This is a genomic window from Saccharomonospora sp. CUA-673 (assembly GCF_001942305.1).
Classification (GTDB): domain Bacteria; phylum Actinomycetota; class Actinomycetes; order Mycobacteriales; family Pseudonocardiaceae; genus Prauserella.
On the sequence record NZ_MKKE01000063.1, the window covers coordinates 1 to 12,442 of the forward strand.

Here is a 12,442-nt window from a genome sequence, read left to right on the forward strand (position 1 = left end):
TCCCCGCGGGTGCGGGGCGGACCGCTGACGTAGCGCGGTGAGGCTGATGGGTTCGGGCTGATCCCCGCGGGTGCGGGGCGGACGCTGGCCGAGGCCCGCGACGAACTCGACACCGGCTGATCCCCGCGGGTGCGGGGCGGATACTTGTTGACCTGGGGGTTTGTGGACCGGTTCGGCATTTTTCATTCGGTTTTGAGGAGGGCGACGGAGAGGAGTCCTAGGCCGTAGGCGCGACCTCGGCCGATGCCGTGGGTGATGGCTTGGAGCAGGGTGTCGCGGTCGGTGATGGTGGCGGTTCCTTCGTATTGCGCGTATCGGTGCACGATCCGTGGTGCGTCGGGGTTTTTGCGGCCGGTGATGGTGCCGGTGTGGGTGATGTGGGTCGTGTGGAGTTCGAGGCCGCGGCTCGGGGCGCGTTGTGTCCACCAGTCGAGAGGGTCCTCGCCTGGTTGGATGATGGGTTTGTGGCCGTTGTAGCGCACGGGTGTTGCGCGGAGGCGGTAGCGCACGCGGACGCCGGTGTCGAGTTGTCCGACGAGGTTGTCCATGGGTTTGGTGGCTACCGCGCCGTAGTTACTGGGGAGGCGGTCGGGGTCGGGGTGGGTGAGTGATTGCACCAGGAGGACGTGGTTGTCGCGGGTGGTTTCGAGCCGATGGAGGGTCGCTGAGGTTTGGCGGGCGTTGTCGCCGAGTTCGGGTGGGCAGGTCAGCGACAGCACGGTCTGATGCAGCTTGTGGGCGTTGCGGACATCACGCGCGGCGGCGCGACTGCGGGGGTTGAGCACGATCTGGGTGAGGGTTGGGGTGGCGAACATGGGTCAGGTGGTCTCCCGTGCGAGTGCGTCGAGCCATTCGTCGCTGTAGCCGGCGCAGCCGGTGGCGGGGAGGTGTTCCCACCATCGGTACATGATGTGGCTGGTGTGGACGGGGTAGAGCTCGGTGGCCCCGGCGGGGCGGACGGTGTCGACGGTGGTGACGGTGTCTCGGTCGCGCGGTGGGGTGTCGGCGAGGAACTCGATCCGCACGCTGTCCCCGGCGTTGGGCTTGCGGCGATGCAGGGGCAGGTGGCGCAGCAGCCGGGTCGGGTCGTCGGTGGTGCGGCTGAGGATGAGCGGACTGGTGAGGGGGAACGCGCGGCGTCCGCAGTACGGCGCCCAGTGTGGTGCGGCGAGCCAGCCGGAGATGGTGTCGAGGCTGAAGGCCCGGTCGTCCATGCTGGTGAGGGCGATGGTGAAGGCCGCGTCGGCGAGGTACTCGCGCCAGCTTTGGATGGTGCCTTTGCCATGGGCGCGGTAGGTCTCGTTGGAGGTGATGGCCGTCCGTTCCCGGGGCCGTCCGCCGCCGACAGTGTGGTAGTCCGTCCGGCGTGTCCCGGGCCTATCGACGCGGATGGTGACGTGGAGGGTGTCGGACAACGGGGCTAGGTCGCCGCCGCGGGGGATTCCCCCGGCGGCGGCGAGGAGCCCGATCAATGCGGTGCGAGTCGGCCAGGGTTCGGTGGCGCGTTGCTGCCATAACCCGGAGGTCGCATAGGACTGCAATGGTGCGTCCAGGTGCAGCACCAGCAGGTCGGTGGTGGGCATCAGGCCGCCCCTGCTGTGTCTCGCGCGGCGGCTGTGTCGGCGGCAGCGTCCGTGGTTGCACGGACGAGGTCGCTGATGCCGGTGTGCAGTTCGCCGAGGTTCGCGGGTTCGTCGGCGCCGGCGGCAGGGGAGATGGCGTGGCCGTGCCAGTGGGGGTGCTCGCCGGTGAAGGCGACCATGCCTTTGTTGTAGCGGTCGAGCTGTGCGACAGCGCGTTCGAGGTAACCGTTGCTGGAGGGGCGTAGGGCTTTCTCGAACGCGGTCACCAGCGACAGAGGCCGGTCGGTGACGGTGGTGTAGACGAAATCGGGCCAGGTGTGGGCAGCGGTCACGTTTTGCTTGCCGGTGGGTAGCTCGCGACAGAACGCGCGGGCGAACACGTCGACCAGTTGCAGTGCGCCGTCGAGGTCAGGCGTGTCCTCGGTTCCGAGGTTGGCCGCGAGCCGGTCGATGTTGACCGTGGCGTAGCGGTACATGGTGCCCGAGGTGTATTCGGCGTCGCCGATGTGCGCAGCACCGCGGGAGCATCGTCGAGATAGTCGTCGACGGTGGCGAAGAAGTCGACCTCGTCGGTGGTCGCGTTCACGGAGATGGCGTGTGCCATCTGCACGGCGCCGTCGACCTGGCTACCGGGCAGCTCGGCGACGAACCGGCCCAGGAGCGAGATGACAGGGTTGCGGGTTTCGAGCGCGGGGAGTACAGCGGCACCGTCGAGGACGGTGACACGGTCGGGCTGCTCGTGCTCGCTATCGCTGGGGTTCGTCGCCTTCCTTCCGCTCTTCTTGGGGGTGGGAAGGGGCGTCGCGGCGATCGCCTCGCGCTGGCTGTCGCAGAGCGCGACGAGTTCGTCGAGGGCGGCGTCGGCGACCCAGAGCATGATGTTCGATTCGTCGGTGTCGGGGTCGGGTCGCAGGCCTCCCTGCTTGGACGCGGACTTCGCGGCGGCGCCCGCGGCGGCGTCGAGCACGGCCCGCCCGGCGCGACGGGCATCATCGCCGTTCCACCCGGCCGCGATGAGTCGGTCGGCGATCTTCGGCGCGAGACGCCGGGTGCGCCATGTCGACGCGCCCAACTCGGTTTCGATGGCATCGCGGATGGGGCGCTTCCAGGCCTGTGACGAGACACGAGCGCGGACGACGCCGCCGTACTCGCAGGTTTTGGGCGCGCCTTCACGGTCGCGGTTGAGGTTGCTGTAGGGCAGGGACTGCAGGGCGTGGATGGTGACGAACATCAGGCGTTCTCCTTCTCCGCGGAGTCAGCCGCGGGGTCGGCAGGATGAGTAGTCGGGACGTCGGTGAGGGCGTCGATCTGCTTGCGTGCGGCATTGGTCAGCGTGGCGCGGTAGTAGTCGCGGGCCCAGCGAGCGGCGACGGTGTCGCCGCTCCAGGGCCAGGCGTCGACATCACAGGTGAGGCGGACCCAGTTCACGCCGATGCCTTCGGAGCGGAGGATGCGGACGGTGCGGGCGACGTGGCGGTGCACGGTGCTTTCCCGCTGCCGGCACAGCACGGTCAACAAGCGTTGCGTCGTCGACTCAGCCAGCACCTTGCGGACGCTGGCGGTCGCCAAGGACACGCCCAGGTTTGCCGGTGGTGGCTGTGTGGTTTTGGTCTCGATCGCCATCAGCGAGGCGATCATGTACAGGGTCCGAGCTCGGTGGCTGGTTTCTGCCTCGTGTTCGGTCCAGGGGATAAGGTAGGCGTGCATTCGTGTCGGTACCTGAGCGACGTCGAGGTTGACGCCCCGGCGTAGCACGGTGCGCGCAGCCGGGTTGTCCAGCACATCGACCATGTCGGCCACGAATTTCTGTGCGGTGTCGAGTTTCACGCTGCCCCCTCGGTCGTCGTGTTCGTGTCGCTGGGTTCGTGCTTGGCGATCCAGGCTGCGATCTTCGTCCGGGCGGTTTGTAACGCGCCGATCGTGGCCGGACTGCTGCGGCGGGCGTCGGCGATCTCGTCGAGCAACGGCCACGCCACCGCGAGAAACGCTCGTCGGGGCTGGTCGAACTGGCGCTGTTCGAACCGGCGCCAGAACTCGGCCTCGGCGGCGCCCCAGTAGCGGGCGGTGAACACCTCGGTCCAGGGGTTCGGGCTGTTCGGCCTGTCACCGAGGAGGCGTTTCCAGGCGGCGACGAGCTCGCCGGTCACCTGTTGCTCGACGGCCGCGGCGGCGGCGGTGAGCTCGGCTACCCCGTCGGCGGCGTCCGGGTCATGTTCCGGCAGGGCCGCCAACACCGGCGGTGTGGTGGAACGAACCCGCGCATGGTCGACGGCTTTGCCCCGTTCCTGGGCGATGCCCACGGCTCGGATACGCAGCGTGTCGAGCAACTCGTCGGGCGCGTGTGCCAGCACGCTCGGGCGTTGGGTGGTCGCACCGTCGGCCAGTAGCGCGTCGAGATCACGCCACACAGCTCGGTCCCCTCGCGCGGGTGCCAGCGACCACGTCACACCCGTGGTGGATTTGCGAGCTTGCATCATGGCGTGGGGGTCCCGTGCTGTCAGCGGCCGATCGGTCCCGGAGGGCAGCTTGTAGGCCCACGTCAGGAAGCAGTCGACCACATTGGACCCGGTGTCGTCGGGCACGAGCAGCAGCGCGTGCCGCGATCGACCGACCAGCAAGTCCGCCGGCCAGGTCACCGTCGGCAGGACCGTCGGTCGCTCGGCAGGCAGCTCGGTCTCCCACGGAGCCGCGTCGACTGCACCGTCGCGGCCTACGTCGTCCGCGCGGGCGATCGTGGCCTTGTCGTGGTGCGAATCGGGTGGAGGCGGGGGCATGCCGGCGATCAGCGATTCGAACAGATTCTGCCCGAGAGGGTAGTAGGTGATCGCCCCGCGTAGCGGTGCGTCGGCCATGTGATGGTCGGCGTAGCCGCTGACGCGGCGCGTGCCGCCGGTGCCGCCGTTGCCGTGCGCGTGGTGATACAGCAACAGCTGCACCGCTTGCGCCGAGGGGATCGAGGGGGCGTGGCTGGCCGAGGTGTGCACGAACCACACCGGCGTGTTACCCCCGGGCCGTTGTGGGTCCAATTTGGACACCCCCACTCGTTCGGCCTGCTCGGCCAGTCGAGGGTCCTGCATCCAGGGCCGCACCGGATCGAACAGATCCCAGCACCAGTCGGACAGGTACTCATCCAAGTCATCGACATCGAACTGCCCAGTCGAAAGCACCGCGCTGCGTCGCGCCTTCCACTCCACAACCGGAAGAGCCTCGTCGAGCCCGGTGACGCGCGCGGCTATGGTTTCCAGCAATCGTCGCACCGGCGCCTCAGCGATCGGCTGCGACACCCCGATATCGGCGACCTTGTGCGCCGAGGCCAACAGTTCGCGAATCCCGAACGACCCGGGTCGGCCATCGAGCATGGTGACATCCACCCACGGTTGCTGGGCCACATCGAACGAGCTCACGGGGTGTCCTTCCCATCGGTCGGGGTGACGAGGCCGAGCTCGTCATCGAGGTCCAGGCCACCGCGCCCGGAACCGACATCCAACACTCGGGCTGAGGCCAGCGGCCCGTACCGCGACCATGCCGAGGGCGGATCACCGAGGATTCGCGCGTGCTGCACCGCGACGGGGAGCGCCGCGTCCACCAGCGCGTCCTGCACCACCCGCTTCTTCGGACGGCCCTCGGGCCAGGGCATCCATTCCTGCGGCCCATGCCGCAGCCATTGGCAGCCGTGCTCATCGGTGTGGCGGGGAACGACGAGGTCGGTATCCACCCCGAGACGGGTCAACGCGACCTCCGGCGTTTCCAGCGAGGTCAGCTCGTGCAGCTGATCGACCATTCGGGGGCGCGGGATAGCCGCTGTCTCGGCCGTCGCCTGGTCCTCGGCGGCTCTGTTGTGTCGCGCTGCGGCGCCGGCCTCGGAGAGCAGCGTGGGGCTGCGGTGATGCACCTGCTGCACGAGCTCGTCCACCTCGCCGGGCACGTCAATGCTCTCGCGCTGAGCGAGCAACGCCGCGGTGGTCTCGAGCTCGAACCGGTCGTAGACCGCCTCCCACTCCGGCGGCTGTGGCACCGGCGTATGTATCCACAAGCACGGCACCTCGTGACCCGTCGGGCGTGGCCGGTCGTGCCGATGCAGCCGGCCCGCCCGCTGCAGCAGCAGGGCCATCGGCGCAAGACTGCTCACCATCACGTCCGCGTCCAGGTCGAGAGCCTGTTCCACCAGCTGGGTCGCGACCACCACTCCGCCACGGGTGGCCGGCCCCGACTCCTTACCGAAACGGGTGAGTACATCCTCGGTGGCGGCACTGCGCTGCCACGCCGGCATCCGAGCATGCAACAGCGTCACCGGCATGGCCGGCGGAACCGCGTCACGCACCCGCCGATACGTCTGCTGGGCCTCACCGACGGTGTTGCACACCACCACGACCGACGCGCCCGCCACCGCCCACGACGCCACATCCGGGAACTCCGCGGACGTGCGCACCCTCAGTGTGCGCTCACCCAACGACGCCATCTCCGCCACCGCATGGTCGCCGGGCAGGCCACGCTTCCCAGCGGTGTCCACGAACGACCACCCCGGATACACCGGACGCCGTACGCCGACGCCGTCGACACCCGCGCCGGACAAATAGGCCCGTTCCAACGCCGCGTGCAGGTGTGCGGGCAGTGTTGCCGACATCGCCACAACCGGGACACCGAGGAACCCGCACCACTCCAACAGGCGAGCCAATAACCCCGCCATGTACGGATCGACCGAGTGCACCTCATCGACGAGCAGCACTGAGTTCGCCAAGCCCGTCAACCGCAACGGCTGCCACTGGGCCCGCAACACCGCCCGCAGCACCGTGTCGATCGTTCCCGCCGACCATGGCGCCAACCCGGGACGATGCCGATTCTGCTGCAACCACATCGACGCCTCCGCCGCGTCGGCATCACGTAACACGCGGTCGGCATCGCCATGCGCCAACGCCACCGGCGCCGACACCCCGGCACCGTCCAGAAAGCCCCGCAACCGCCGCCGCGCCTCGGTAGCCGTCGAACGCGTCGGCAACGCCACGTACACCCCGCTCCGTCCCGACACCTCCGCCAGCCGCGTCGCCGCCACCAAACCAGCTTCGGTCTTACCCACACCCGTAGGCGCTGTGATCGTCGCCAATCCCGCCCGGTGCGGACGGAAATCCCGCTCCACCGACGTTTGCAGCGCGTTCGGTGCGAAACCCCATGCTCCCGCCACCGATGCTCCGGACGGAATCTGCGGAGCCGACAACCCCGCGCTCTCAACGCGGTCGAGCATCCGGTCGCGGGCCACGGCGAACCGGCGCTGCGGATCGACAAGAGCGTCTCGCTGTTGCTCGACGATGAACTGCGTGTCCGAGGCCAGCCAATCCGCCATTATCACGACCCCGGTCAGCAACGGCACGACCTCGGCCGGCACCCGGTCAGGAAGCTGCGCCGACCCTCCCAGCGCCGACTGAACCGCCGTCACGACCTCCCCGCGAATCGCATGCCATCGGGAGTCATCCGACTCCCCAAACACATCTGACCTGGCAGCACGTGCGGGGTCCTGGCGTCGCAACACCGGGTATGAGCGTGATGACCCGCCACGGCCAACGCGGCCGTGAACGCCGCCGACGCCGCCAACCCAGCCCGCGTCAACCTGGGATCCAACAACAGTGGCAGCACGGTCGCCGCCGCCCGATCATGGCGCACGTACCCGTGCTGCGACTGATCCCACTGCTGCTGAAACGGCGCGGTTGCTTTGCCTATGTCGTGCAGCCCCGCCAGTTCCACCACCAGCCGCCTCGTCATCTCCTCGTCGAGATCAAGACGCTGCGCCAGCCACCGGCGCATACCGGGCCCGATGTGCCGGTCCCACAACGCCGACGCCGCACCCGCCGCATCTACCAGATGCCACACCAGCGGATACGGCTCACCCAAGCCGCGCTCTTTGGCCCACACCTCAAACAAGTACCCCCCCAGGCAGGCTTATACAGATAAGACACTTCGTTGTGAGGCGAACCATAACAGAAGGCTCCGACACATGCCCAGCGATCCCGTGGGTGGCCGGCTAGTCTGGAACAGCCGACAGGCTTCCGCCGAGCCACCACGCTCGGATCAGCCGTGTCTAAGCTGGATACGATTCATCGCCCAGTGCCCCGGTCGGCCAAATCCACCAGGGCGCAGGGATACACGACCACCAGTGCCAGCTGCGGTGCCTACGGAACCGGCACTCGTGACATGGCAAACCGAATGCCAAATGCCAAACAACCCAGAGAGCCCAGGTCAAGAAGTGTCCGCCCCGCACCCGCGGGGATCAGCCGGGGGTTGACCGTGTTGTACGGTCATTCGCAGGTCCGCCCCGCACCCGCGGGGATCAGCCGACGTAGAAGCACACCGGCCGCTCGGCCAGCAGGTCCGCCCCGCACCCGTGGGGATCAGCCCCAGGCATCGATCGGTGCGGCGATGGCCGGATGGTCCGCCCCGCACCGGCGGGGATCAGCCGCCACCGTGGACGTTCCCCGGCGGTGGGATCGGATTGTGTCTGTTCCGCGCGAGCGGGATCTACACGTGGGTCCGTCGTCGCGCCGTGGAACCCAACGTGCGCGCATGGACCACGAGCGCGGCAATGGTGAGTAGACCCGCGGCGGTAGTTCGTGGTTCTGCGGTGGGGTATCCGGTGATGGGTAGGAAGGTGATGGCTTCGGGGATCAGGTTCTGGATCAGACCTGAGCCGTACCAGGTCACGACAGCCAGAGCGCTGGCCCAGAGCGGGCCGACAAATGGGGCCGCGAGTTGAATAAGGGCGGCGAGGGCCAGCACGTTGGTGATGGCGAACAGCCAGTCGGTTCGCCCGGCCACGTGGGGGATGACGGCTGCTGCACACAACACCGGTAGCGCAACACCGGCCAGAGCCGTCGTGGTGGCGACAAGGCGGGCGCGGTGTCCACCAGCGGCGCGCTCCCATTCCCAGAGCCGCGGGCCGGTGATGATGGCGACGACCGTGGCGCAGGCGATGCCGCACAGGTCGGAGATCACGAGTTCGTTCGGCCTGGCCGGCGACAGGTCGATTCGCAGGGTCCAGGTGCCGGCCAGGTAGGTGATCGCGGCCAGAGCAGCCGTGGCCATGAGGGCCCGGTGGGCGGTCCTGGTTGCGAGGATGATGCGGATCATGTGGAGGGCAGGTCCTTGTCGGTGAGGGTGCAGCCTTCCAGTCGGGTGCGGTGGGTGTGGATCCATTGCTTCACTTGACGTTCGTTCATGTTTGCGAAGGCGCCTGTGTTGCGTCCGGTGCGCAAGTAGGTTTCCAGGTCCCTGTAGACCGCGAATGTGTCCTCGGCCGGTCCGGATGCAGGGCAGGAGTGGAAGCCCAACAGTGTGGCGGTCAGTCCGGAGGAGAGGGTGTCGACGCTGCCGTCGGCTTTGAGTGGGGCGATCAGGGTGCCGTTGGTCGTGGGGCCGCCCATGGGATGGCTGGGAAGTAAGCCCTGGTCCCAGATCTTCGTGATGGCGGCGGGTTTGGTGCCGTATCGGTCGAGGACGGGGTCGAACGCAGCGACGAGCTGATCGAGACGTGCAGCGTGGCCGGCATGGACGCAGTACTCGATGCCGCGTTGGGTCAGGCACGAGCGTTGCGGGGCAGGGTCGGCGACGTAGGTGGCGGGCGTGGCGGCGAACGCCGGGATGACACCCACGATCACCGCAGGCATGAGGCACCCGGCCACGCTGGCAGCGTGGCGTGTCGGTGCGCGTCGCCCGCGGGCATTCCATCGTAAGAAGGCCGCTGCCGTGCCAGCGCATGCGGTGGCGACGGTCAGGAAGAATACGGTCCGGAACAAGGCGAGGGTGAGCGGTTCGCTCTCACCGAGCAGTGGTTCGTAGCTCAGTTGCGGGACGTACGGTGCCGCCGCGTTGGCGCCGTAGACGGCGACGGCATCCAGCAGGTAAGCGCCCACCGCCACCAGCGGAACCGCAACGGTCGACCCAGTGACGGTACCCACCGCGTAGCCGAGCGCCGTCGCGGCGGCGACCGCCACGAGGCCGGATGCGATCACCAGCAGGTCGGGCCCGCCAGGTGGACCGGCCTGGGCCGTCAGCACGGTCAGCGGCAACATGCCCACGGCATAGGCACCGACGTACCAAGCGGTCAGCATGCCCAGATGACGAGCGATCACCGCGCCACCCAGGCGGCAAGCGTAGGGCTGGACCCACACGTGGCTCGATCGGTTGAGCCGGGTCGCCCACAGGTCGCGGCTGCTGCGGCCATGGGGCCGGCGAGCCGGAATTGTTGGTGCCATTGCGCGTCGGTCAACGACCAGTGCAGATACGGCCACGACCACATTTGCCCGGTCCCCACCAGGGCAACGAGCAGTACCGCAGCGGCAGGGGCCAGAACATACAGCGGATGCAAGGGCCAGAACAGGCGTCGCGGGATCACCGGTCATCTCCCAGGGTGTCCATGAACGTGCGATAGCCGCGTTCGAGGGCCGACTCCAGCCCGCCACCGGGATGCTCGGGCCGGGCCAGCGCGGAGGTGAGCTCATCGACTGTGCCGTCGAACGCGATGGTTCCTCCAGCCAAGACGCCGACCCGATGACAGAGGAACTGCACGTCCTCCAACACATGTGTGGACAACAGCACCGTGCGTTTGCCCCCGACTGCGGCGAGTACTTCGCGCACGCGCAGACGCTGGCTGGGATCCAACCCGACCGTGGGTTCGTCCAACACGAGCACGTCGGGGTCGTGGGCCAGACCTGCTGCCACCCCGAGGCGTTGCCGCTGCCCGCCGGAGAGCGTGCGCACCCGCTCATGGGACCGGTCGCCGAGGTCAACGGCTTCCAATGCGCGCTGAGCCGCCGGTGCGGTCGCGCGCCGGTCCACGCCGTTGAGCCACGCCGCATAGCTGATGGTGTCGATCAACCGCATCTCGCCCGGCGTGGTGAAACGCTGCGGTACGAAGCCCACCCGAGGTGTCTCGGACGATCCTCCCAGTGACACGTGACCAGATAGCGGGCGGCGCATGCCGACGAGAATGGACATGAGCGTCGACTTTCCCGCTCCATTTTCCCCCAGTAGGCCGGTCACCCCGGGGTGATGCACCAGGTGACATCGCGCAGCACCTTCTTGCGGCCGTAGCGAAAACTGACAGAATCTAATCGAACCTCGACCATGAGAACCCCCTCGAAGAATATGGTAACGCGTGTGGACGGACTGTACCGAAAGCCCGTCCACACGCGTGCACGGAACCCAAACGTCACGCCATGAGGCGATCAGCACAACGTGGGATGCCCGGATTCATGCGTCGCCCATGCACGCCATCCGTCATTGTTGATGTAACTGACCACGCCCTCAAGGTAATATGCATTCCTCGCCCCGCATTCGGCTTTCACGTCGTAGTACCCCGGTGCTGAGGTCGCGCCGTTGGCGACATCGCTGTCTGGCCAATTATTGTAGTCGATGTACAGCGTCCCTCCCACGGTTTTGCCGCGGTGACAGTTCGTCCCAGCTCGGCCGGTCAACGTGTTTCCGCTCTGAGTGGGATCCCACGCGTGCACCGTGCACCTCGCTCGTGGCGCACCGCCGTCGCCAGGATTGGTGGGGTTTGCCCAGGCCGGAGACGTGACGGCCAGCAGGCTCATGCCAGCCGTGCTGAGGGTCAACACAGACGCTGCGGCCGCCTTCTTTACCGTATTCATCAGTTCTCTCTTTCCTTGAGATGAGATGTGAGTGTTGGTGGTGCAAATGAGTTCCACGTGGCCTTTCCAGGAATGAGTTCAAGGCTGCATCGCGACGTGCGTCGTTGTCGTTCGCGTTTAGGTATGTGTGTGCCTAGCCACGAGACAAAGCCGGTCCGATGCTTCTTGCGCGGAGAGCGCATCGGTCCGTGAGCTGTTACATGATGCGCGTAGCGCCTCCCCAGGCCTGCGTACTTTAAGCGCATGCGCGCATCCGGTGGCAACGTGTTCTCCTATCAACAACACGAATGAGTGAAAACGCCTGCAGGTTTAGCAGGTTACGAGGCTGGGGTTGCCATGTTCTCGGTGCGAGATAGTGTCCGGACTCGCCTACCTAGCTGCCGGTTCGTCGGGCCTGTCGGTAAGGTCCAGCAATCCCCATGGTGCATATGCTCAGGGTGAGGCGAGTAGAACTACCTAATACTGTGAGTATTTGACCTGGGGTCATTCGCGCGAATGGGGCATTAATGGAGTAACTGGTTGCCTCTCGCAGTGAAGCCTCGGTACCCAAGGGTATCCGGGCACGCACCTGGGTTCTGGGGGGAACGGCACGCGTTGCGTATCTGCATCGCAACCAGTCGGAGAGCTGGCACGGTCGGCCAGGGCAAGGGTCGCCCCGCATCCGCGGTGCAAGCGGGCGCGTGGGGGAGAGGCCTGGCCCGATAACCACACAATCGTCTGCCGCGGTGTTTCGGCGCCCGTCGGGATTTCGCGGCCCGGTCCCCTCACCGCATATGGCCTGCCTACCGGGCAGGCAGCAAGGTCACGCGTTGTCCGGTGCGCGCGTGGCGTGAGGACAGAGGGGGACGCACATGTCAACGAGGGCTCTCAATGCATTCGCGGCAGCGGTGCACAGACTCCGGCGCTGGCACGGCATGTCACTGGCCGACCTGGCGGAGAAGACGACCTACAGCGCGAGCTATCTCTCGAAGATCTTGCACGGCGAACGACGCTTGGCGCCCGCATTGGTCGGCGAAATAGACGACATCCTGGATGCCGGCGGTGAGCTGATCCGGCTCGCCCGCGAGCAAGACAGCAGCGATCGCCCTCGTAGCCGGCCTATGCAGCTACCGGCGGCGCCAGCCTGACTGGGCCCCGTTTGGTGGTCCAGTGGTTATGAGAGTGCGGGTTGGTTGGTGATCCACTGCTCGCGGAAGGTGGTCGGGGGTTGGCCGCCGAGCG

The 12,442-nt window shown here is 67.3% G+C and carries 11 protein-coding genes and 2 pseudogenes; 1 reads left to right on the top strand and 12 read right to left on the bottom strand.

Annotated features, from left to right (window positions below; translation table 11 throughout):
* Positions 1-182: 182 nt before the first annotated feature.
* The 12 genes and pseudogenes from cas6e to BJF85_RS29185 all read right to left on the bottom strand — a co-directional run bounded on the left by cas6e (position 183) and on the right by BJF85_RS29185 (position 11,221).
* Positions 183-815 carry a type I-E CRISPR-associated protein Cas6/Cse3/CasE gene (gene cas6e / locus BJF85_RS22185; protein WP_075849966.1) on the bottom strand — a complete coding sequence of 211 codons (633 nt, stop codon included), beginning with the start codon at positions 813-815 and terminating at the stop codon, positions 183-185.
* Between the two features lie 3 nt (positions 816-818).
* A complete protein-coding gene (gene cas5e / locus BJF85_RS22190) occupies positions 819-1,583 on the bottom strand; it encodes a type I-E CRISPR-associated protein Cas5/CasD (protein ID WP_075849967.1) in 765 nt (254 codons plus the stop codon).
* The gene (locus tag BJF85_RS22195) at positions 1,583-2,059 is read right to left on the bottom strand and encodes a type I-E CRISPR-associated protein Cas7/Cse4/CasC (protein ID WP_075849968.1); all 477 of its coding nucleotides are present in this window, start codon (positions 2,057-2,059) and stop codon (positions 1,583-1,585) included. The genes cas5e and BJF85_RS22195 overlap by 1 nt, the downstream gene beginning before the upstream one ends.
* Positions 2,060-2,124: 65 nt before the next feature.
* A pseudogene (locus tag BJF85_RS22200) lies at positions 2,125-2,814 on the bottom strand (type I-E CRISPR-associated protein Cas7/Cse4/CasC); the annotation flags it as partial.
* Complete coding sequence (casB, locus tag BJF85_RS22205; RefSeq protein ID WP_255375850.1) at positions 2,814-3,374, bottom strand: type I-E CRISPR-associated protein Cse2/CasB; 561 nt, start codon at positions 3,372-3,374, stop codon at positions 2,814-2,816. The gene casB and the pseudogene BJF85_RS22200, both read right to left, overlap by 1 nt.
* A 32-nt stretch (positions 3,375-3,406) precedes the next feature.
* Positions 3,407-4,987 carry a type I-E CRISPR-associated protein Cse1/CasA gene (gene casA, locus BJF85_RS22210; protein WP_075849971.1) on the bottom strand — a complete coding sequence of 527 codons (1,581 nt, stop codon included), beginning with the start codon at positions 4,985-4,987 and terminating at the stop codon, positions 3,407-3,409.
* Positions 4,984-6,921 (bottom strand): CRISPR-associated helicase Cas3', encoded by a 1,938-nt coding sequence (gene cas3, locus BJF85_RS22215; protein WP_369822267.1) that lies wholly within the window; start codon positions 6,919-6,921, stop codon positions 4,984-4,986. The genes casA and cas3 overlap by 4 nt, the downstream gene beginning before the upstream one ends.
* 27 nt (positions 6,922-6,948) lie before the next feature.
* Positions 6,949-7,487 (bottom strand): annotated as a pseudogene (locus tag BJF85_RS22220) (CRISPR-associated endonuclease Cas3''); the annotation flags it as partial.
* Between the two features lie 603 nt (positions 7,488-8,090).
* A complete protein-coding gene (locus BJF85_RS22225; RefSeq protein ID WP_075849974.1) occupies positions 8,091-8,699 on the bottom strand; it encodes a hypothetical protein in 609 nt (202 codons plus the stop codon).
* Positions 8,696-9,700 (bottom strand): hypothetical protein, encoded by a 1,005-nt coding sequence (locus BJF85_RS22230; protein WP_139320792.1) that lies wholly within the window; start codon positions 9,698-9,700, stop codon positions 8,696-8,698. The genes BJF85_RS22225 and BJF85_RS22230 overlap by 4 nt, the downstream gene beginning before the upstream one ends.
* A 259-nt stretch (positions 9,701-9,959) precedes the next feature.
* Positions 9,960-10,565, bottom strand: a complete 606-nt coding sequence (locus BJF85_RS22235) for an ABC transporter ATP-binding protein (RefSeq protein WP_255375849.1) — start codon at positions 10,563-10,565, stop codon at positions 9,960-9,962.
* A gap of 230 nt (positions 10,566-10,795) precedes the next feature.
* Entirely contained in the window at positions 10,796-11,221 is a 426-nt protein-coding gene (locus tag BJF85_RS29185) for a hypothetical protein (RefSeq protein WP_222844633.1), read from the bottom strand.
* 851 nt (positions 11,222-12,072) lie between these two features.
* On the opposite strand from BJF85_RS29185, the gene BJF85_RS22240 reads away from it, so the two are divergent.
* Positions 12,073-12,348, top strand: a complete 276-nt coding sequence (locus BJF85_RS22240; RefSeq protein ID WP_075849976.1) for a helix-turn-helix transcriptional regulator — start codon at positions 12,073-12,075, stop codon at positions 12,346-12,348.
* Positions 12,349-12,442 lie beyond the last annotated feature (94 nt).

Bases quoted from the DNA above. Each gene is read 5' to 3' on its own strand.
- cas6e (WP_075849966.1), bottom strand. From the start codon at position 815: ATGTTCGCCACCCCAACCCTCACCCAGATCGTGCTCAACCCCCGCAGT.
- cas5e (WP_075849967.1), bottom strand. From the start codon at position 1,583: ATGCCCACCACCGACCTGCTGGTGCTGCACCTGGACGCACCATTGCAG.
- BJF85_RS22195 (WP_075849968.1), bottom strand. From the start codon at position 2,059: ATGTACCGCTACGCCACGGTCAACATCGACCGGCTCGCGGCCAACCTC.
- casB (WP_255375850.1), bottom strand. From the start codon at position 3,374: ATGGTCGATGTGCTGGACAACCCGGCTGCGCGCACCGTGCTACGCCGG.
- cas3 (WP_369822267.1), bottom strand. From the start codon at position 6,921: ATGGCGGATTGGCTGGCCTCGGACACGCAGTTCATCGTCGAGCAACAG.
- BJF85_RS22225 (WP_075849974.1), bottom strand. From the start codon at position 8,699: ATGATCCGCATCATCCTCGCAACCAGGACCGCCCACCGGGCCCTCATG.
- BJF85_RS22235 (WP_255375849.1), bottom strand. From the start codon at position 10,565: ATGTCCATTCTCGTCGGCATGCGCCGCCCGCTATCTGGTCACGTGTCA.
- BJF85_RS29185 (WP_222844633.1), bottom strand. From the start codon at position 11,221: ATGAATACGGTAAAGAAGGCGGCCGCAGCGTCTGTGTTGACCCTCAGC.
- BJF85_RS22240 (WP_075849976.1), top strand. From the start codon at position 12,073: ATGTCAACGAGGGCTCTCAATGCATTCGCGGCAGCGGTGCACAGACTC.